The 19,590-nt window shown below is 63.1% G+C and carries 21 protein-coding genes; 14 read left to right on the forward strand and 7 right to left on the reverse strand.

The features are described 5' to 3' along the window. Positions 1 to 48 precede the first annotated feature (48 nt). Genes rfaE1 through EN885_RS26525 form a run of 3 tightly spaced genes read left to right on the forward strand, consistent with a single transcriptional unit; the run spans position 49 to position 2,777 of the window. Positions 49 to 1,539, forward strand: coding sequence for a D-glycero-beta-D-manno-heptose-7-phosphate kinase (gene rfaE1, locus EN885_RS26515; protein ID WP_128243262.1), 1,491 nt, complete (start codon positions 49 to 51; stop codon positions 1,537 to 1,539). A 7-nt stretch (positions 1,540 to 1,546) separates the two neighbouring features. Further along, positions 1,547 to 2,119 carry an SIS domain-containing protein gene (locus EN885_RS26520; protein WP_095488895.1) on the forward strand — a complete coding sequence of 191 codons (573 nt, stop codon included), beginning with the start codon at positions 1,547 to 1,549 and terminating at the stop codon, positions 2,117 to 2,119. Continuing rightward, positions 2,112 to 2,777 carry an HAD family hydrolase gene (locus EN885_RS26525; protein WP_128243263.1) on the forward strand — a complete coding sequence of 222 codons (666 nt, stop codon included), beginning with the start codon at positions 2,112 to 2,114 and terminating at the stop codon, positions 2,775 to 2,777. The genes EN885_RS26520 and EN885_RS26525 overlap by 8 nt, the downstream gene beginning before the upstream one ends. On the opposite strand, the gene EN885_RS26530 is transcribed toward EN885_RS26525, so the two are convergent. Continuing rightward, positions 2,774 to 3,259, reverse strand: a complete 486-nt coding sequence (locus EN885_RS26530; protein ID WP_127206373.1) for an Lrp/AsnC family transcriptional regulator — start codon at positions 3,257 to 3,259, stop codon at positions 2,774 to 2,776. The two genes, EN885_RS26525 and EN885_RS26530, sit on opposite strands and share 4 nt — an antisense overlap. Positions 3,260 to 3,518: 259 nt before the next feature. Here EN885_RS26530 and trxB point away from each other — a divergent pair, with 259 nt between their 5' ends. Next, the gene (gene trxB, locus EN885_RS26535) at positions 3,519 to 4,493 is read left to right on the forward strand and encodes a thioredoxin-disulfide reductase (protein ID WP_128243264.1); all 975 of its coding nucleotides are present in this window, start codon (positions 3,519 to 3,521) and stop codon (positions 4,491 to 4,493) included. A 73-nt stretch (positions 4,494 to 4,566) separates the two neighbouring features. Then, positions 4,567 to 5,463, forward strand: coding sequence for a LysR family transcriptional regulator (locus tag EN885_RS26540; protein WP_126105318.1), 897 nt, complete (start codon positions 4,567 to 4,569; stop codon positions 5,461 to 5,463). 46 nt (positions 5,464 to 5,509) lie between these two features. On the opposite strand, the gene EN885_RS26545 is transcribed toward EN885_RS26540, so the two are convergent. Further along, a complete protein-coding gene (locus EN885_RS26545) occupies positions 5,510 to 6,010 on the reverse strand; it encodes an isoprenylcysteine carboxylmethyltransferase family protein (protein ID WP_128243265.1) in 501 nt (166 codons plus the stop codon). 834 nt (positions 6,011 to 6,844) lie between these two features. Further along, entirely contained in the window at positions 6,845 to 8,896 is a 2,052-nt protein-coding gene (locus tag EN885_RS26550) for an elongation factor G (RefSeq protein WP_128243266.1), read from the reverse strand. A gap of 335 nt (positions 8,897 to 9,231) precedes the next feature. On the opposite strand from EN885_RS26550, the gene EN885_RS26555 reads away from it, so the two are divergent. Together EN885_RS26555 and EN885_RS26560 are read left to right on the forward strand one after the other, a co-directional pair. After that, positions 9,232 to 9,627: a cupin domain-containing protein gene (locus EN885_RS26555; protein WP_128243267.1), complete on the forward strand. Its 396-nt coding sequence runs from the start codon at positions 9,232 to 9,234 to the stop codon at positions 9,625 to 9,627. A gap of 81 nt (positions 9,628 to 9,708) precedes the next feature. Then, a complete protein-coding gene (locus EN885_RS26560; RefSeq protein WP_128243268.1) occupies positions 9,709 to 11,226 on the forward strand; it encodes an MFS transporter in 1,518 nt (505 codons plus the stop codon). 55 nt (positions 11,227 to 11,281) lie between these two features. Here EN885_RS26560 and EN885_RS26565 read toward each other — a convergent pair whose 3' ends face one another. Next, positions 11,282 to 12,484, reverse strand: a complete 1,203-nt coding sequence (locus EN885_RS26565; protein WP_128243269.1) for a pyridoxal phosphate-dependent aminotransferase — start codon at positions 12,482 to 12,484, stop codon at positions 11,282 to 11,284. Between the two features lie 205 nt (positions 12,485 to 12,689). Between EN885_RS26565 and EN885_RS26570 the strand changes: the two genes are divergently transcribed. The 3 genes from EN885_RS26570 to EN885_RS26580 all read left to right on the forward strand — a co-directional run bounded on the left by EN885_RS26570 (position 12,690) and on the right by EN885_RS26580 (position 15,149). Then, the gene (locus EN885_RS26570) at positions 12,690 to 13,583 is read left to right on the forward strand and encodes an EAL domain-containing protein (protein WP_128243270.1); all 894 of its coding nucleotides are present in this window, start codon (positions 12,690 to 12,692) and stop codon (positions 13,581 to 13,583) included. After that, positions 13,580 to 14,434 carry an EAL domain-containing protein gene (locus EN885_RS26575; protein WP_128243271.1) on the forward strand — a complete coding sequence of 285 codons (855 nt, stop codon included), beginning with the start codon at positions 13,580 to 13,582 and terminating at the stop codon, positions 14,432 to 14,434. The genes EN885_RS26570 and EN885_RS26575 overlap by 4 nt, the downstream gene beginning before the upstream one ends. 103 nt (positions 14,435 to 14,537) lie before the next feature. Continuing rightward, complete coding sequence (locus tag EN885_RS26580) at positions 14,538 to 15,149, forward strand: glutathione S-transferase family protein (protein WP_128243272.1); 612 nt, start codon at positions 14,538 to 14,540, stop codon at positions 15,147 to 15,149. A gap of 355 nt (positions 15,150 to 15,504) precedes the next feature. On the opposite strand, the gene EN885_RS26585 is transcribed toward EN885_RS26580, so the two are convergent. Beyond that, positions 15,505 to 15,717, reverse strand: a complete 213-nt coding sequence (locus EN885_RS26585) for a cold-shock protein (protein WP_023678332.1) — start codon at positions 15,715 to 15,717, stop codon at positions 15,505 to 15,507. Between the two features lie 331 nt (positions 15,718 to 16,048). On the opposite strand from EN885_RS26585, the gene EN885_RS26590 reads away from it, so the two are divergent. Continuing rightward, positions 16,049 to 16,375 carry a hypothetical protein gene (locus EN885_RS26590; protein WP_128243273.1) on the forward strand — a complete coding sequence of 109 codons (327 nt, stop codon included), beginning with the start codon at positions 16,049 to 16,051 and terminating at the stop codon, positions 16,373 to 16,375. A 4-nt stretch (positions 16,376 to 16,379) separates the two neighbouring features. Here the strand turns inward: EN885_RS26590 and EN885_RS26595 are convergent, their stop codons facing one another. Further along, positions 16,380 to 16,949 (reverse strand): methylated-DNA--[protein]-cysteine S-methyltransferase, encoded by a 570-nt coding sequence (locus tag EN885_RS26595; RefSeq protein ID WP_128243274.1) that lies wholly within the window; start codon positions 16,947 to 16,949, stop codon positions 16,380 to 16,382. A 180-nt stretch (positions 16,950 to 17,129) separates the two neighbouring features. On the opposite strand from EN885_RS26595, the gene EN885_RS26600 reads away from it, so the two are divergent. Both EN885_RS26600 and EN885_RS26605 read left to right on the forward strand, forming a co-directional pair. Continuing rightward, the gene (locus EN885_RS26600; protein WP_128243275.1) at positions 17,130 to 17,987 is read left to right on the forward strand and encodes a lytic transglycosylase domain-containing protein; all 858 of its coding nucleotides are present in this window, start codon (positions 17,130 to 17,132) and stop codon (positions 17,985 to 17,987) included. Positions 17,988 to 17,992: 5 nt separating this feature from the next. Beyond that, positions 17,993 to 18,481 carry a GNAT family N-acetyltransferase gene (locus tag EN885_RS26605; protein WP_127294772.1) on the forward strand — a complete coding sequence of 163 codons (489 nt, stop codon included), beginning with the start codon at positions 17,993 to 17,995 and terminating at the stop codon, positions 18,479 to 18,481. A 30-nt stretch (positions 18,482 to 18,511) separates the two neighbouring features. Here EN885_RS26605 and EN885_RS26610 read toward each other — a convergent pair whose 3' ends face one another. Then, positions 18,512 to 18,856 carry a hypothetical protein gene (locus EN885_RS26610; RefSeq protein ID WP_095489224.1) on the reverse strand — a complete coding sequence of 115 codons (345 nt, stop codon included), beginning with the start codon at positions 18,854 to 18,856 and terminating at the stop codon, positions 18,512 to 18,514. Between the two features lie 199 nt (positions 18,857 to 19,055). On the opposite strand from EN885_RS26610, the gene EN885_RS26615 reads away from it, so the two are divergent. Beyond that, positions 19,056 to 19,493 carry a lysozyme inhibitor LprI family protein gene (locus tag EN885_RS26615; RefSeq protein WP_127294774.1) on the forward strand — a complete coding sequence of 146 codons (438 nt, stop codon included), beginning with the start codon at positions 19,056 to 19,058 and terminating at the stop codon, positions 19,491 to 19,493. Positions 19,494 to 19,590: the final 97 nt, after the last annotated feature.

Consider the following 19,590-nt stretch of genomic DNA (forward strand, 5'->3'; position numbering starts at 1 on the left):
GTGCTTTCGCAGCACCGGGACCGGTTCCCATTGCACGTCGCGGATGACATGAGCGAGCAATACCTGCCTTCTCCCGAACCCCTTCACCGCGCCATCTCGCGGTTCAGCGGCGTCACCGTGCTGGTGGTCGGCGACTTCATCCTCGACCGTTTCGTCAACGGCGTCATCGAGCGGATTTCGCCTGAAGCGCCTATTCCGGTGCTGCGCGGGCGCGGCGAAACGTCGGCGATGGGCGGCGCCGGCAATGTCGTCTCCAACATCGTCTCGCTCGGCGCTGCCGCGATACCAGTCTCGGTGATCGGCGACGATCAGGCCGGCGACAATCTCATGCGCATGCTCGCCGAGCTTGGTGTCGACACCGGCGGCCTCGCACAGGACGCGAACCGCATGACGTCTTCGAAAAGCCGGTTCAGCGCGCTCAACCAGCAGGTGCTGCGCTTCGACGAAGAGGAAATCAAGCCGCTGGGCGACGCAGAGCGGGCGACACTGGTCCGGTATTTCCGCACCGCGCTCGTGCAAGCCGACATCGTCATCCTGTCCGACTACGGCAAGGGCATGTTGCTCGACGGCGTCGCCGCCGAACTGATCTCGATCTGCCGCGAAGCGGGAAAGCCGGTGCTGGTCGATCCCAAGGGCCGCGACTATGCGTGTTATGCCGGAGCGACGGCGATCACGCCCAATCGCAAGGAACTTGGCGAAGCGGTCGGACGCGCGGTGTTCGCCGATGACGAGATCGTGGCCGCGGCACGTGAGCTGATCTCAGCGCATGGCTTCGATTTCGTGCTCGCGACGCGCAGCGAAAAAGGCATGAGCGTCGTCGGCCCGGACGATGCCCGCCACATCGCTACGCAGGCGCGGGAAGTGTTCGACGTTTCCGGCGCCGGCGACACCGTCATCGCGACGTTTGCGTTGGCTCTCGCCGCGGGCGCCGACCGCATCATGGCCGCCGCCATCGCCAATGCGGCGGGTGGCGTGGTGGTGGGAAAGCGCGGTACCGCGCGGCTGACGGTCGAAGAGCTCACCGGCGCGCTGTTTCGCTCGCACGGACCGATTGCCCATAAGGATGCAATCCTCGATGCCGCTGCCGCCGCAAGGCTGGCGGCGACGTGGAAGGACGAAGGCCTGAGCGTCGGTTTCACCAACGGCTGCTTCGATATCCTTCATGCCGGCCATGTCAGCCTTTTGCATGCGGCGCGAAGCCAGTGCGACCGGCTGGTTCTCGGTCTCAACAGCGATGCCTCGGTGCGCCGGCTGAAAGGGCCGGGGCGCCCGGTCAACGACGAGCATGATCGCGCCTGCGTGCTGGCGGCGCTTGCCTCGGTCGATGCGGTCGTCGTCTTCGAGGAGGACACGCCGCTCGCGCTGATCGAGGCGCTCAAGCCCGACATACTGGTCAAGGGCGCCGACTATACGATCGATCAGGTGGTCGGCGCCGAGGTGGTGCAGAAGGCGGGCGGCCGTGTCGTGCTGGTCGATCTCGTCGCCGGCAAAAGCACCACCGGCACCATCGGCAAGTTGCGCGCCGGCAGTACAAACTGAGGATTTCATGTCCGAACTGAACGATTACCTGGTCCGCTCGGCGGCCGCGATCACCGCGATGGTCGAGCGCGACCTCAGCAGCGAGATGGAGCGGGCGGTTACCGCTGTCGTCGCCGCACTTTCGCAAGGGAAGGCGCTGCTGATCTGCGGCAATGGCGGCTCGGCGAGCGACGCAATCCACATCGCCGGCGAACTGGTCGGCCGCTTCCTGAAGGAACGCAAGGCCTACAACGTCATCGCGCTGCCGGCCAATGCGGCGGTGCTGACCGCCTGGGGCAATGATTACGGCTTCGACACGGTGTTTTCACGCCAGGTCGAGGCGCATGGCGCGGCGGGTGCTGTGCTGCTCGCCATCTCGACCAGCGGCAATTCGGCCAGCATCCTCGCCGCCGCCGAACAGGCGCGCATGATGGACATGACGGTGATCAGCCTGACCGGCGACACCGGCGGCAAGCTCAAGCCGCTCTCCGACATCCTGCTCAACGTGCCCTCGACCTCGACGCCGATCATCCAGCAGGGGCATCTGTGCCTCTATCATCATCTGTGCGAAATGGTCGAAGCGCGCCTCTGCGATGGCTGACATCGGCCCTGTGGTAAGGTCGAATCCGTACCCGCTCGAAGAGCCGGGCCTGTGGGTCGAGCGGATCGATACCTCGGTCTTTCCAGCCGGCACGCCGGCGCTGTTCCTCGATCGTGACGGCACCATCAATGTCGATAGCGGCTATCCCAGCGATCCGGCTGACATCGTGCTGCGGCCGGAGATGCTGCCGGTGATCCGAACGGCCAACATTGCAGGCCTTCCTGCGATCGTGGTCTCCAACCAGTCGGGCATAGCTCGCGGTTATTTCGGCTGGCCGGATTTCGCCGCCGTCAATGCTCGGCTGCTGGCGCTTCTCGAAGCACAGGGTTGCCGGATCGATCTGGTGCTCGCCTGCGCCTACCATTCGAGCGGGACGGGTGAACTGGCAGCAGGTGACCATCCGATGCGCAAGCCAAATCCGGGCATGCTTCTGCGTGCCCGCGATCTGCTGGGCGTGGATATCAGCCGATCAATCATCGTCGGCGACAAGGCCGATGACATGGAAGCCGGACGGCGAGCCGGGCTTCGCGAGGGCTGGTTGGTGCGCGGCAAATTCAATCGAGTCGCTGGCGATAGTACGTTCACGACGCGCAAACTGACGACCGGTAACGATCACAGCAAACTCTGCGACGCCATCGCCGAACTCGGCCGGGATTAAGTTCTCACTTCGCTGAAAGCCACCAGGCCCTCGTCCTTGACGCGGCGGATGGTCAGGGCCGTCCGCACCGTGTCGACATTCGGCGCCGAGGCCAGCTCCTCGATGACGAATGTCTGGAAGGCGCCGAGGTCGCTCGCCACGCAATGCAGCAGGAAGTCGGATTCGCCCGACACCATCCAGGCGTCGCGCACGATCGGCCAACCGCGGGTGCGTTCGGCGAAGGTTTTGAGCTCGGCGTCGGCCTGGTGATGCAGGCCGATGAGGCAGAAGGCGACGACGTCCAGGCCGAGCGCCGGCGCATTGAGCAAGGCGCGGTAGCCGCGGATGATCCCGGTCTCTTCCAGCCGCCTGACACGGCGCAGGCATGGCGGCGCCGAAATGCCGACGCGGCCGGACAGCTCGACATTGGTCATGCGGCCGTCGTGCTGAAGCTCGCGCAGGATCTTCCAGTCGATGGCGTCGAGATCGGCTTTGAGCGGCATGGATACCTTCGGCGCTTCACGCAAGAATCTTTCGTGATTTTGTAATTAAACGACTTCGGTGTCCATTCCATCCCTTCAGCCGGTGATTTTCGGACAGTCACTGCGTAAGATGTTCATGGATCGTCTGTTTGTGAGGAAGCTTTCCGGGGACGAACGCCAGGTCGTCTTGCTGGCGTCGCCTGCAACACCTAGATTAGGGCCGGTATCGATCCCTTTGCCGGACGCTTCATTCGCGTCCGGTTGTTGTGAAAGCCCTGCTATGACCACCAAGCATGCACCCGTTCTCATCATCGGCTCCGGCCCCGCCGGCTATACGGCGGCAATCTACGCCGCCCGTGCCATGCTGAAGCCGATGCTGGTCGCCGGTCTGCAGCAGGGCGGTCAGTTGATGATCACCACCGATGTCGAAAACTATCCGGGATTCGCCGATCCGATCCAGGGTCCGTGGCTGATGGAACAAATGTTGAAACAGGCCGAGCATGTCGGCACCGACGTCATCAACGACATCATCACCGAGGTCGACCTCAATGTGCGGCCGTTCCGCGCCAAGGGCGATTCCGGCACCACCTATACCGCCGACGCCCTGATCATCGCCACCGGCGCGCAGGCGAAATGGCTGGGCATCCCGAGCGAACAGACCTTCATGGGCTTTGGTGTGTCGGCCTGCGCCACCTGCGACGGCTTCTTCTATCGCGGCAAGGATGTCGCGGTGATCGGCGGCGGCAATTCGGCGGTGGAGGAGGCGCTCTATCTGTCCAACCTGGCAAAGAGCGTGACGGTCATCCATCGGCGCAGCGACTTCCGCTCCGAGCGCATCCTGAGTGAGCGGCTGTTCAAGAAGGACAATGTCCGCGTCATCTGGGACACCGTCGTCGACGAGATCACCGGCCAGTCCGGCAAGATGCCGCTGCCGCCGTCGGTGGAAGGGCTGAAGCTGCGCAATGTGGTGACCGGCCAGGAGATGCATCTGACGGTCGACGGCGTGTTCGTGGCGATCGGCCATGCGCCGGCGGTCGAGCTGTTCGCCGGCAAGCTGAAGCAGAAGCCGAACGGCTATCTGTGGACGGCGCCGGATTCGACCTGCACCGACGTGCCGGGCGTGTTTGCCGCCGGCGACGTGACCGACGACATCTACCGCCAGGCGGTGACGGCGGCGGGGCTCGGCTGCATGGCGGCGCTCGAGGCGGAAAAGTACCTTGCCGGGATCGAAGTTCACCGCGAAGCAGCGGAGTAAGGAAGCGGCCGAGAAAAGCCGCGCAAAAGCCTGATTTTTCATTCAGACGCCAAAAAACAGAACGAGGGGCATCATGGCGTTGGACTGGGACAAGCTACGCGTGTTTCACGCTGCCGCGGAAGCTGGGTCATTTACCCATGCCGCCGAGACACTGCATCTGTCGCAATCGGCGATTTCACGGCAGGTCAGCGCGCTCGAACATGATGTCGGCGTGCCGCTGTTCAATCGTCATGCCCGCGGCTTGGTGCTGACCGAGCAGGGTGAAATGCTGTTCCGCACGGCTCATGACGTGCTGATGAAGCTGGAGACGATCAAGTCGCGGCTGACCGAGGCCAAGGACCGGCCCTCCGGAGTGCTCAGGGTGACGACCACGGTGGGGCTCGGTGCCGGCTGGCTGACCGAGCGCGTGCAGGAATTCATCGAGCTCTATCCCGAGATCAGCCTGCAGTTGATCCTGGCAAACGAGGAACTCGACCTCACCATGCGCCGGGCGGACTGCGCGATCCGGCTGCGCCAGCCGCAGCAGCCTGATCTCATCCAGCGCCGCCTGTTCACCGTGCATTTCCATCTCTACGCGGCGCCCTCCTACGTCAACAAGTATGGCAAGCCGGCGTCGATCGCCGAGTTGAAGGCCCATCGCATCGTCACCTTCGGCGTGCCGGTGCCGGCGCATCTGTCGGAATTGAACTGGCTGGAAACGGTTGGCGATTTCGAAGGCGGGCAAAGGGTGCCGACGCTGCAGATCAACGACATATTGTCGATCAAGCGCGCGGTACAGGGCGGCGCCGGCATCGCCATGCTGCCCGACTATGTGGTCAGCAAGGACTCAGGGTTGGTGCAGTTGCTGCCGGAGACCGAAGTGCCGTCCTTCGACACCTATTTCGCCTATCCCGATGCGATGAAGAACCAGGCGAAACTCCACGTCTTCCGCGATTTCATTATCGCCAAGGCGCGCAGCTGGTCGTTCTAACCCTTCTGCACGTCGCTTCCTGCCTTGCACCGCGGACGATCATCTCTTACTGGCCGCGCCATGGCGTCAGGCGGGGCAGCCAGCCTGGAACGGCATGGCGGTAGGCCTCGTAGTCGGCGCCATAGCGGCGGGCAAGCGTCGGTTCCTCGTAGAGCTTCACGAACGAGACCATGGCGATGGCGGCGATAGCGGCATAGGCGATGAGAGTCCAACTCGAAAACAGCAGTGCCTGGCCAAGGATGATCGACAGCACCGCCAGATAGATCGGGTTGCGGACATGGCGGTAGATGCCGCCGATAACCAGTTGCTCGGTCGGCGCGACCGGGGCGGGCGTGCCCAGGCCTTCGAAGGCAAAACGGGCGAAGGCATGAAGCAGCAAGGCCGCTGCGACGACAATCAGGACCCAGCCGACCGGCACCAAGCCGGGCAGGGTAGACCATGGCAGACGATAGCGATCGGTCAACAGCCAGGGCAGCAATCCCGCGACCACGCCGGGCGCTGCAATGAAGAATAACGCGCTGCCGGCGATCGCCTGATGTGTCCTCATTGAGCTTCCTTCTAGAGTGGAGTGCTTCCACTTGGACGCATAAAGTACACTCTAGCGCTTGGAGTCTACGCGTCGTGCGTTTCGAACCGAAGGTCAGCGCAGCGAAAAATCGATTCCAATTTCGGGCCGATACGCGGCTGCTGCAAAAATAAACGCATGCTGCCTGATTCGACGTCATTCGTTGTCTTCTGCATTTGGAGCGGAAATCGGCTCTGATTCGCTATATCGCGTTGATTTTTTCCTGGCTGTGCATCGCATTTCGACGATTTTGCTGGTCCTACGAGGGCAAGGAATGGATTAGACCACAGCCTGTGTCATTTTGCATGCGTGTGTTGCAAAATAGATGCTTGTTTCTTGGGCATGATGAGCACATATATAGATCATCTCCTGGGCGCGTTCTCCTCCCATTAGCGCCCTCGAGTGTTCCCCTCTGGAGGTTAGCCCTAACAGGCACTTCCAATCAAACTCAGCCGGATCTTCATTGATCCGGCTTTTTTGTTGCCCGAAACCTGCTGGCGCTGAGGGAAAGCCGACCGAAATTGTCACGTAACAGTGACATGTAACCTCAGGTAACCTGTCACAGGCGCCCAGCATCGACTAAGCAGATCATAGGACGCGGTGTGGTTCGTGCGGGAGATGGGGGCATCACTCGGACGATCCGGGCTCAGGCGGCTACCGCGTCCGAACCATTCTTCCGCTGAGGCCGTCAGGCGCTGGCGGCATGTGCGGCGGACCTGCCGTTTCGCCTCCCACGAAGACGGTCCGCAAGAGAGCGGCGTCCGGATCATTCCGGACGCCGTTTCCTTGTGTTCAGCAGCCTGCGATACTCCAGTATCAGGCGGCCTTGCCATTGGCGTTCAACGCCTCGTCGGCCAGGCGACCGGTGAGTTCGGCCATATGGTCGAAGGCGGCACGATAGCTGGCCACGCCTGCGGTGGCCGAACGCAGCTCGATGATCAGGTCGCCGATCTCGGCCTGCGGCATGGTCGCCTCGACCACATCCCATCCCGGCCAGCCAGGCCGCGCATCGTAGCCGAGAATCTGGCCGCGCCGTTGCGGGATCAGGGCGATAATCCTCGACGTCGCGTCGGACGGCGTGACGATCTCGACCTTCATGACCGGTTCGAGCAGCACTGGCGAGCAGGCCGCCATGCCTTCCTTCATTGCCAGCTTCGCCGCCATCTGGAAGGCCATGTCTGATGAATCGACGGCGTGATAGGAGCCGTCGGACAGATTGACGGCGACATCGACCACCGGAAAGCCGAGCGGGCCGGATTTCAGATAATCACGCACGCCGGTCTCGACGGACTGGATATAGGTTTTCGGCACGGCGCCGCCGGTGATGGTGTCGGTGAACTGGAAGCCGGAGCCGCGCGGCAGCGGCTTGATCTCGATCACGACGTCGCCGAACTGGCCATGGCCGCCCGACTGCTTCTTGTGGCGGCCACGCTGCTGCGCCGTTTTGCGGATCGTCTCGCGATAAGGCACGGCCGGCGGATGGCCTTCGATCGGGATCTGGTTCTTGCCTTCCAGCCGCTCGCGCACGACGCGCAGATGCATCTCGCCATGGCCCGACAGCACGGTTTCGGCCGAATCCTGATTGTGGCGCAGGCTGAGTGAGGGGTCTTCCTCGGCAAGGCGCTGGATGGCCGCCGACATCTTCACCTCGTCCTTGCGTTCCTTCGGGCGCAGCGCGAAGGCAAAGACCGGTTGCGGCGGCGCCAGCGTCACCAGCGGCTTGATGCCGCCTTTGGCCGAGCTCAGCGTCTGGCCGGTCGTGACGTCGTCCAGCTTGCCGAGCGCGACCGTGTCGCCGGCCTTGGCCGAGGTGAGCTTGGACTGATCCTTGCCGAGCATTCTGTAGATGCCGGAGACTTTTGCCGTGGCGCCATTCGAAAGGAAGAGTTCGGAGGCGTCGGCAAGCTGGCCGGAAAGGATGCGCGAGACCGACAGCTTGCCGCCATGCGCGGTGTGAATGGTTTTCATCACCTGGACCACGGTCGCATTTCCGTCTGGTGCGCCAAAGCGCTTGCGGGTCGCCTCGATGTCGGGCGCATCGTGGCGGATCGTCTTCAACAGGCGCAGTACGCCGTTGCCCTTCTCGGCAGTGCCGATCAGCACGGGGGTGACCGCGCCGTCACGCAGGTCGGCGGCGAGATCGTCGAAGATCGCGTCCTTCGGCGGCTCAATCTCTTCGAGGAGCTGCTCCATCAACTGGTCATCATGATCGGCGAGCGTCTCCAGCATGGAAAAGCGAGCCTCCAACTCGCGCGCCTTGTCGTCGCCCGGAATCTCGGCGACCTCGCTTTCGGCATATTCGCGATAGATGTAGGCGCGCTCCAGAGCGAGATCGATCGAGCCGATGACGACGCCGTTCTTGCGCAGCGGAACCTGGCGAAGCAGCAACGGCACCGAGCTTGCCGGCTGCAGCATCTTCAGCGTGTCGCGCACGCCTGATATCGCCTTATCGACCTTGTTGAGGAACATGATGCGCGGCACGCCGAGATCGTCGAGCTTGCGCATGATCAGCTGCAGGGCAGGAATCTTCTTCTCGTCGGCCTCGGCGACGACCACCGCGATGTCGCAGGCGGCAAGCACCGGCTCTGCCTCGAAGGAGAATTCGATGGAGCCGGGACAATCGACGAAAGTGAGTTGCTCGCCCATGAATTCGGTGGTGGCAAAGGTTGCCTCGACGCTCATGGCGTGGGCGCGTGCCTCGGGCGAATGGTCGGAAACGGTGTTTCCCGAGGAAACGGGATTCTGGCGGGGAATGGCGCCCGTGCGGGCCAATATGGCTTCGAGAAGTGTCGTCTTACCGCTTGCAAAGGGACCGACTATGGCAATGCATTTCGGTCCCGTGCGTCGTCCTCCGGCGCGAGTTCCCATGACTGACCTCCACTCAGGCGTTTCCCTGGGAGCGGCGGCCGGCCTGTCGACCGTCGCGGGCGGGGCTTTTTTCAGTTCGCCACCTGCCCAAAAGCATCGTCCCACGGGTTAGCCGGGAGGGCAAGGGATTTGAGGGCTGCCTGACGTCGCGGATGCTGAGCGTGCCGACGGGTGCGAGCCTAGGTTCCCCATCAAATCCCGCGACCGAGCCGTCGCCGAACAGCCGCAAAAGCGGTTGCGCCATGATGGTTATCGGACGAAAGTGCCCGTTTCTTGCGACAAAAAAGGAACGGCCGTCGCCGACCGGTCCGCCATCAGCTTGAGGATTCGCGACGATGAAGATCATTGCCTGCGGCAGCGTGCCGACCGTCATTGCGCCGGAAAAGTACTTCACCGGCCGTGTGTTGCAGACGCCGATCATCGAGAAGGAAGCCCCGGCGCGTCTGCGCGCCATCATGGTCAGTTTCGAGCCCGGCGCGCGTACCTACTGGCACACGCATCCGCTTGGGCAGACGCTGTACGTCGTATTTGGCGCCGGCCTCGCACAAAGCTGGGGCGGGCCGATACAGGAGATCCGGGCCGGCGACGTTATCTCGTTTGCGCCTGATGAAAAGCATTGGCACGGCGCTGCCCCGAAATCGGCGATGGAGCATATCGCCATGCAGGAGGCGCTCGACGGCGTCCATGCCGACTGGCTGGAGAAGGTGACGGACGAGCAGTATGGCGGCTGAGCCGGGCGCTTTTGATCGGTCCTAAAAGCGCGTCGCGTCTGATCATTATAGGTGATTTCAACACTCAGGTTTGGAGTCGTCATGTCGAATCGTCGCTTGCCTCTTGTTGCCGCCGTCTATCTCGGCACATTCGTCGCGCTGCTCGACATCAGCATCGTCAATGTCGCCCTGCCAACGATCCAGATTGCGCTCGGCATCGACTTCGCCGGGCTGCAATGGGTGATCGACGCCTACACGCTTTGCCTGTCTGCCTTCATGCTGTCGGCAGGCCTGATCGGTGACCGCTACGGGCGCAAGCGCTCCTGGCTGGCAGGCATCGGTATCTTCGTGGCTGGTTCTGCCATCTGTGCAATCGCGCCCAACCTGCCGGTGCTGCTGGCAGGCCGGGTGGTGCAGGGGATCGCCGGATCGCTGATCATTCCGGGCGCGCTGTCGATCCTGACGCAGGCGTTTCCCGATGCCCGCGAGCGCGCCGGCGTCATTGGCGGCTGGGCGTCGTTTGCCGCCATCTCGCTGCTCGCCGGCCCCGTCGTCGGCGGCATCCTGGTCGAAGCCGCCGGATGGCAGAGCATTTTCCTGATCAACCTGCCGCTCGGCCTGGCCAGGATCGTGCTGGGTGCAGCTTCGATCGTAGAGACTTCCCATCCCGAGCATGCTCATCTCGACCTTGTCGGCCTGGCGCTCAGCATTCTGTGGCTGGGCGCGCTGACCTTTGGCCTGATATCGGCAGGTGAAAACGGTTGGGGCGATCCGCGGACGGTCATGGCCGTTGTTGCCGGCCTGGCCGGCTTTGCAGTCTTCCTTGCCTTCGAGGCGCGCACGCCGCGGCCGATGCTGCCGCTTGGCCTGTTCCGCGACATTCGCTTTGCCGTCGCCAATGTCGCATCGTTCGCGCTCGGCCTCACCTCCTACACCGGCGTCTTCCTTTATTCGATGTTCCTGCAGCAGGCACAGGGCTGGTCGCCGACACAGACCGGCTTGCGCATGGCGCCGCTGTTCCTTGTCCAGATGGTCGTGTCGCCGGCGATCGGCAGGCTCAGTCAGCGCTACGGACATTCGGCGCTGATGGCCGCCGGCTATCTTTCGAGCGGGTTTTCCATGCTGGGCATGTGCTGGGTTGGAGCCTCAAGCCCCTATGTGACGATCGGCCTGCTGTTTGCCGTCGGCGGCCTCGGCAACGCGCTGTCGATCCCGACCGGCAGCGCCGCCGCGATGTCGTTTGCGCCGCGCGAGCGGTCGGGCATGGTGTCGGCGGTGATCAACGCAACCCGCCAGGGCGGTACCGCCATCGGCATCGCGCTGCTCGGCGCCCTGATGAGCATGCGGGCAACAACCCTGCTGACGGCGCATCTTGAAAATGCTGGGGTCGCCAATGCTGGAGCGGTGGCCCGCGCCGCCGTTTCAAGACACGATTTCGCAGCCGATGCGGCGATGGGCGAGGACGGCCTGCGCGCTCTGTTCGCAGCCGCCTATGCCGGCGGCTTCCATGCGGCGATGCTGACGGCGGCCATCGTCTCGTTCGTCACGGCCGGGCTTCTGGTCACGGTTCTGGCGCCGGCCGAGGCGCGTTCGGCGCGCGAAACCAGTCGGCAGGGATGAGGCTGGTGCCACCAAAACCCGGCTCGCGGCCGGGTTTTGGTGTTCGGACGCCTGATCAGGTCAGCGAGGCGGTGAAGCGCTGGATGCGCGTGCAGGCCTCTTCGAGCAATGCCTCGGATGTGGCGTAGGAGATGCGGAAGTTCGGGCCGAGGCCAAAAGCCGAGCCGAACACGACCGCCACGCCCTCGGCCTCGAGCAGCTCCGAGGAGAAGGCTTCGTCGCTGTCGATCACCTTGCCGGCTTTGGTCTTCTTGCCGATCAGCTTGGCGCAGGACGGATAGACATAGAAGGCGCCTTCGGGCGATGGGCATGTGATGCCGCGCGCCTGGTTGAGCATCGACACGACGAGATCGCGCCGCGCCTGGAAGATCGCCTTGTTTTTCGCAATGAAATCCTGCGGACCGTTCAGCGCCTCGACCGACGCCCACTGCGCGATGGTGCAGGCGCCGGACGTCTGCTGGCCCTGGATCATGTCCATCGCCTTGATCAGCGCCACCGGCCCGGCCGCATAGCCGATGCGCCAGCCGGTCATGGCATAGGCCTTCGACACGCCGTTCATGGTCAGCGTGCGCTCATAAAGCTTCGGCTCGACCTCGGCGATGGTCTTGAAGACAAAGTCGCCGTAGATCAGGTGCTCGTACATGTCGTCGGTCAGCACCCAGACATGCGGATGCTTCAACAGCACGTCGGCCAGATCGCGCAATTCAGCCTCGGTATAGGCGGCGCCCGAAGGGTTCGACGGCGAGTTCATCAACAGCCATTTGGTGCGCGGTGTGATCGCCTTTTCCAGCGCCGCCGCCGTCAGCTTGAAGCCGTTGTCGATGGAGGTGTCGGCAAAAGCCGAGGTGCCGCCGCAGATCGCCACCATCTCGGGATAGCTGACCCAATACGGCCTCGGGATGATGACCTCGTCGCCGGGATTCAGCGTCGCCATGAAGGCGTTGAACAGGATCTGCTTGCCGCCGGTGCCGACAATGGTCTGCTCCGGCCGGTAGTCGAGATTGTTCTCGCGCTTGAATTTTTTCGCGATCGCCTCGCGCAGCGGCACGATACCGGAAACCGGCGGATATTTCGTTTCGCCGCGGCGGATGGCCTCGATCGCAGCGTTCTTGATGTTGTCCGGCGTGTCGAAGTCAGGTTCGCCGGCACCCAACCCGATCACGTCACGGCCGGCGTTTTTCAGCTCGCGCGCTTTCTGCGTCACTGCGATGGTCGCGGAAGGCTTAACGCGGGAAAGGACGTCGGCAAGAAAGGCCATGACGATATTGTCTCCTTTGGGATGCAGGCGGTCCATCCACCGCGGCGCATCTCATGTCGCATCATTCCGCCAAGCGCAAGCACTGTCGGATGAGCCAGATCTCAAATCCCCGGCGAATCCGGCAACAATAAATTCACTTACCGGCGGTAAAACCCCGAGTGGCTGGATCACGACCCATTCCGCCAGTCTCGCAAAGCGAGGAACCGTGTCGCGCAGCATCGGGCATGCCCACATCATCCGTCATGATGACGGCACCGCCAGCGGTGTCTGGAGCATCTATACGCTGCAGAGCGCTTTCCAGCCGATCTTCGCCTTCAGCAACGGCAAATTGTCGGTCACCGCATTCGAGGGGCTGATCCGGCCATTCCGCGACGGCGAGCCACAGTCGCCGATGAGTTTTTTCAACACCTGTCCGACGGTCGACCGCCTGCATATCGAGGCGCTGACAAGGACGCTGCACCTTCTGAACGCCGGTGCCAGCCTGCCGCCAGAGGCGTCCATCTTCATCAATTTCGACCCGTCCGTGTTCACCGATCGCAGCATCGCCGACAAGGCGCTGCGCGACATGCGGCTGGTGCTGCATGAGGCTGATATCGATGCGAACCGCGTCGTCTGCGAGGTGACCGAGCAGAAATCGGCGTCGCAGGAAACCCTCTACAATTTCGTCGAGGCGCTCAGGGCCAATGGGTTTCGCATCGCCGTCGACGACTATGGTGCCGATGAGTCCGACATCAACCGCATCAAGGAGCTCAGGCCTGATATCGTCAAGTTCGACGCACGCTGGATCATGCAACTGATGGAGTCCGGCGCCGGCTTCGCGCTGCTGACCGCCATGGTGGCAAGTTTCGAAGAGCAAGGCATCCGCACGGTGTTCGAGGGCATCGAGGAGGGCTGGCAGCTTGAATTGGCCGAGAAATCGGGAGCCTCGATGGTGCAGGGATTCGCGCTGGCGCGCCCGGAGCTTGCGCCGACCAGCTTTCACGTTTTCGGCAAGGACAGGCAGATGCCCGCGGCAGTGTCCAATGCCGGCGATGCGCCTGCGATTGTATCGTCCTCGCTGCGGCCGAAACGGGCTTTCGGCCGCAAGGTGGCGCCATGACCGGACGGCACGACAGGCGGCGCAATGTCGGCGAGGCGATCTTCGCCGACGAAGTCGGGATCGAATATGGCGTCTATGGCGCGTTCCGGCTGAGGAGCGCCTACCAGCCGATTTTTGCGCCACGCGGCAGGTTTTTGACGGCCGTAGCGGTCGAAGGCCTGATTGAGCCGCACCGCGCCGGCAGGTCGGTCGCACCACCCGTGTTTTTCGAGGGCGTGCCCCTGCCGGATCGCCTGTTCGTCGAGACGATGTGCCGGGTGCTGCATCTCCGGAACTTCCGCAACATCGGCGTCGACGGGATCGACCTGTTCTTCAACTACAATCCGCTGATCAACGATGACCCCGGGCGGGCGCTGGCTGAGATCAGGCTGATGACCAGGCATCTCGCCGAGTTCGACCTGCACCCCGGCATGCTGGTCTGCGAAATCACCGAGCAGGCGGCCGACGACAAGGTGCTCGTCAGCCTGGTGCGCGAGATGCGGCGCGACGGCATTCGCATCGCCATCGACGATTTCGGCACCGGGCATTCGACGGAAGAACGGGTCGCCCTTGTCCAGCCTGACATCGTCAAGATCGACGGCACCTGGTTTGCGGAATTCTGTCGCCATGCCGCCGCCGAACGATTTTTCCGACCGCTGGTCTCCGCGCTGCACGACCGTGGCACCAAGGTGCTGGTCGAAGGAATCGAGAATGCCACTCGTTTGCGCGTCGCGCTGGACGGCGGCGTCGACCTTTTGCAGGGTTACCATCTGGCGCGGCCAGCGTTGGCCGGCACGGTCTTCGACGAGGAGCCGCTGCCCATCGACCGGCTGCTTGGCATGGACAACAACGTCGTGCCGTTGTTTGGGTGATCTATCAGCGGCGCTGATGGTTGCGCCAAAACAAATCACTGGATCAAGTCGTTGACACCGGGATAGAGCCTGGGCTGTCGTTGCACGAGCGATGGGAGCAAAGATGACCATACTTTATGGAATGATCGACAGCGGCAATTGCTACAAACCGCGCCTTCTGATGGCCAAGCTCGGCATGGCCTTCACCAATGTCGAGGTCAGCTCGCATACCGGCGACACGCGCAAGCCCGACTACGTCGCCAAGAACCCGAACGCCATGGTGCCGCTGCTCGAGCTCGACGACGGCAGGCGGCTTGCCGAATCCAACGCCATCCTGCTCTATCTCGCCGAAGACACGCGGTTCCTGCCCGCCGACAAATACGAGCGCGCACTGGCCTATCAGTGGCTGTTCTTCGAGCAGTACAGCCACGAGCCCTATATCGCAGTGCGCAAGGCGCTGCTGACCTTTCCCGAACGGGCCAAGGACGCGACTCCGGAGCGGCTGGCGGTGACGCTGGAGCGCGGCAACAAGGCGCTCGGCGTGATGAACAAGCATCTGGCGGGCAGTGCGTTCTTTGCTGGTGATACATTGAGCGTCGCCGATATCGCGCTCTACGCCTATACGCATACGGCCGAGATGGGCGGTTTTCAGCTCGACGCCTATCCGGCGGTGGCCGCCTGGCTGAAACGGGTCGAGGCCGATCCGGGGCATGTGCCGATGGAATGGCTGGGATAGTTATCCATCGAGATGCTGCTCGCCGATTTTCCTGAGCAAGATTGGCGATTGGCGAAAAGCGTCCTTCTCCCCGTATAGTGACGGGGAGAAGGATGCCGCATCGCCGGTTTCGCCAATTGTCGACGACTGGAACGCAAGCAAACAAACTAAAATCCAGACAGCAAAAAGGCGGGACAAAATCCCGCCTTCCCATGCTTGGTAGCCTGATCGGGAGCGTTCGGTCCGGGCCGGCAGCAATCTGCTGCTTCGGCTTGTCGGGGTCTTTCCGCTCCGGTGCGCTTCTCGCGCGACCGTCAGTACATCCGTGACTTGCCGCGCGCCCCGAGCTGTTGCCCGGCGCGCGCCATTCGCAAAATCAGGCTGCCTTGCTCAGAGACCCAGCGGACGACTTGCCAGTGCGGCGGTCCTGCTCGATCTCGAAGTTGATCTTCTGGCCTTCGACCAGGGTCGACAGCCCAGCGCGCTCGACTGCGGAGATGTGCACGAAAACGTCCGCGCCGCCGCTGTCAGGCTGGATGAAGCCGAAACCCTTGGTGGAGTTAAACCACTTGACCGTACCTGTTGCCATTTCGATAGTCCTTATACGTTTGCTTTAGCTTGACCGAACCGAAGTCCAGCCGGTTTGTATCGAGATTTTGGAGATAGACGTCAGCAAACGCGAATATCGCGAGGCCCGGATCGATCGGCCGAAATATCAATGGACCTCATATAGTCCGCTTCTCCGCAAAAAACAAGACTTCGCAAAAAAAGGCGCTGACGCGGCGCTGCCCAACGGCCGCCCCAATCGCGTGAAAGCCTTGTAACGTCGCGCGTTGCGGAGGATCGTATCGCTTATCGCGCACGCTGCGGGGAAGGATCGTGCCGCCTTCGAGCGTCCGGTCCTGTTTTGGGAGAGGACCATGAAAACTGTTCTGCTTGCCGCCTGCCTGATGCTGGTGGCCGCCGAGGCGCAGGCGATCTCGCGCTATGACCCGAGCCGCATGAGCTGCGACGGGGTGCAGGCGACGATTGCGCGGGAAGGTGCCGTCATCCTGCGTTACCAGTCGACGCGGACGCCGGGGCTGCCGCTATACGACCGCTATGTGCGGAGTCAGCGTTTCTGCAACATGGGTGAGGTCAGGGCACGGGCGTCGGTACCGAGCGCCGATACGAGGTCCTGCATCGTCTACAAGTGCAAGCGGGTGGACACAGACCGGCGTTTCCGCCGGCGCATCTTTCCGAACTAACACCCTAGAAGCCGAATGAGACCTGCGCCGGCGGCGGCGGGCCGACACGCACGCCTTCCATCGCCAGCATCTTTTCCTTGGTGGTCGAGCCGCCCGGCGCGGAAAAACCGCCGATCTTGCCGCCGGCGGCAAGAATGCGGTGGCAAGGGATGACCAGCGGCACCGGGTTGGCGCCGAGTGCTGCGCCCGTCTCACGCGCCAGCCCGGCATGGCCGGCGCGCTTGGCCAGCTCGCCATAGGTGGTGGTCTCGCCAAAGGCGAGCTTGCGCGCCGCGTCGTAGATGGCGAGGCGGAAATCGTCGACGCCGGTGAGATCGACCGGCACACCGGAGAAATCGACGTCTTCGCCGGCTGCATAGGCCTTTATCGATGCGATCAGCTCGGCAACCCATTGCGGTTGGGCGCTTGAAGCGGCGCTGCCGGCATGATGCAAGAGCCGGCATTCCACCGCGTCGCGGTTGCGCTGGGGCAGGCAGAGCCTTGTCAGTCCGGCTTCGCTCCAGGCGATGCCCATGAAGCCCATCACGGTGTCGAAGACCGCGTGGCCGGCGGTGGCTTGAGAGGTGCTTTCCATGATGTGCTCCTTTCCGAAGAAACGGACGGCAATCCAGTACATATCGAGAACGAGATATCGCATTTTCAGGTTGCTGTTGCCACCCGAAAACCATCCGAAGTCCACAACAGGCTGCGGATTGCCGGGGCAAAGGCGCTGGTGTAAGGATTTTCTTAACAGAGAACCGGACCCGAGCGCGGCTTGCCAGCAAAAATCATCTTTCCCGCGATCGGCGTGATGCTCGCTGCGGCCGGCCTCAGCGGCTGCACCTCGACCTCGCAGACGAAGCCGGTGCCTTCCCTGACTGAAACTGCCGCCGCGGGCGCTGACGCCGGCTTTACGCTGGTGCTGCCCGACACGGTTTCGGTGCTGCCGGAATCATCCGGCGTCGCGCCTGTCCAGACGGCGGCGCTGGACCCCGCCGCGACGCCTGCCCAGCCGGTTGCCTTTGCAGGCCCGACCCCGCTGGCCGCAACTGCACCTGCAGCCATGGCGGCCGATGCCGCGCCCGCCAGCGCAGCACCTGTCCATGCGACGGCCGCTGTGGCCATGCCGGTCACTGGCGAAACAAGCAAGACGATGCCCGGCGTGCAGCAGGCCGCCTATGTCGTGCCTGAAGATCCGTCCGCCCTGCTTTCGACCAGCCCTGCCAAGGAGTACGTGACGGGACCGCGCGGCGAGATCGAGCGACTGATCGAGAAATATGCCGCCCTTTATGAGGTGCCGGTCGATCTGGTGCGCCGCGTCGTCAAGCGCGAGAGCACCTTCAATCCCAAAGCCTACAATCGCGGCCATTGGGGGCTGATGCAGATCAAGCATGCGACGGCGCGCGGCATGGGCTATGTCGGGCCGGCGAGCGGGCTGTTCGACGCCGAGACCAATCTGAAATATGCGGTGAAATACCTGCGCGGCGCCTGGCTGGTGGCCGGCGGCAACGCCAACCGCGCCGACCGGCTCTACCAGAGCGGCTATTATTACGACGCCAAGCGCAAGGGCATGCTGGAAGAAACCGGCCTTGGCCGCGACCGCGCTCGGCGTCGCCTGCAGCCCGATGCCTGACCACCATGCCTGAGCCGCGCCCGCCGGCGCCAAACGACATAAGGCTGCGCAAGATCCTCGACGACACGCTTGCTCCACCGCGCTGGCCGGAAGGCTTCGTCATGCGCGGCTTCGAGGCCGCCGACGCGCTCGCTTTGCATGCGCTGCTGACCACCGTGTTCGACGATGGCGCCGATGGGCCGTTCGACGAATGGTGGCCGCGCATTTCAAGCGACGCGGAATTCGACCCCGCTTTGTGTTTCCTGGTCATCGACAGCAAGGGTCGGCTGGCGGGCGCGGCACTATGCTGGACGAGGGCGTTCGTGAAAGACCTTGCCGTCCACCCCGAGGCGCGCGGCCGAGGCATCGCCGAAGCGCTGATGTGGCACGTCTTCGCCGCCTTTCACGCACGGGACGCTGCGCATGTCGATCTCAAAACCAACACGGTTGAGAATGCCGCCGCCGTCAGGCTCTACGAGCGGCTGGGGATGTTCGAAGTCGACTGGGAAGGCTAGAGCCCGAGACGAACCTGCTTTGTTTGCCGTTCAGATGTCGGGCGCGTTGCCGATCTTCTGCTTGACGCCGAGCGCCCAGGCGCGGCCCTCGTCGCCACCCCATAAAAGCCAGGCAATATAGCCGGCCGACGGATCCTGCTCATTGCCGGAATTGCGGCCGTTCTTGTCGACCTTATGGCGAGCGAAGTAGCTGACCATGCGCCGGACGGTGGAGGGCGAAAGCTTTTGCCGGTTCTTGAGCTGGGTGGCCCGCGCCACGCCGATCTCGGTCCCGCCGCGGCCAAATATGCCGCGCAGCCTGAGGCCCATGGCGGCGTTGTCTGCGACGATCTGCGGGCAGCGCAGGTCGATTTCGTCATTGTCGGCTTCGCGCATGGTTTTCTCCGATATGGACTTATAGTCCTGAACGAAGAATGCAGTGAGATGCATCCCGTCCCCGCAACACTATTGCTTCGCAGCCGTCGGAGCCGGCCTGAAAGGAACTGTCCACCAAGGCGACAGACTGCGTCTTGCCTGTATTCGTCTCACGATTAAGCTTTGTTACAGCGGGAGCTTTCGAAATCGGAGAAACACGATGCGGCTTTTGCATTCCAAAACGGGTCTGGCCAAAACCGGTCTCGCCACCTTGATCCTCGCCGTTCCGCTGCTTGCCAACGCGGCGCGTGCCGACGATTGCGCCAACGCGCAGGACCAGGCGACCATGAACGAATGCGCCGGCAAGTCGTTCACCGAAGCCGACAAGAAGCTCAACCACGCCTACAGGCAGATCGAGGAGCGGCTGAAGGACGATGCGGCGACGAAGAAGCTGCTGGTTGGCGCGCAGCGCGCCTGGGTCGCCTTCCGCGATTCCGAATGCGCTTTCCAGGGCGGCCCGCCCGATATGGCCGGCAGCATGTATCCGATGGTGGTCGCCGGTTGCAAGGAGAGCCTCACCAACGACCGGCTGAAGGACTTCCAGGGCTATCTCAGCTGCCAGGAGGGCGACACGAGCTGCCCGGTGCCGCCGCAGTAGCTTCGTTTGTCCCGCTATCTATCCAATGCGAGGTCCCCCTCATCCGGCCGCTTCGCGGCCACCTTCTCCCCGGCGGGGAGAAGAGGCTGGCATCAAC

It is taken from the genome of Mesorhizobium sp. M6A.T.Cr.TU.014.01.1.1 (genome assembly GCF_004022765.1).
GTDB classification, from domain to species: Bacteria; Pseudomonadota; Alphaproteobacteria; order Rhizobiales; family Rhizobiaceae; genus Mesorhizobium; species Mesorhizobium mediterraneum.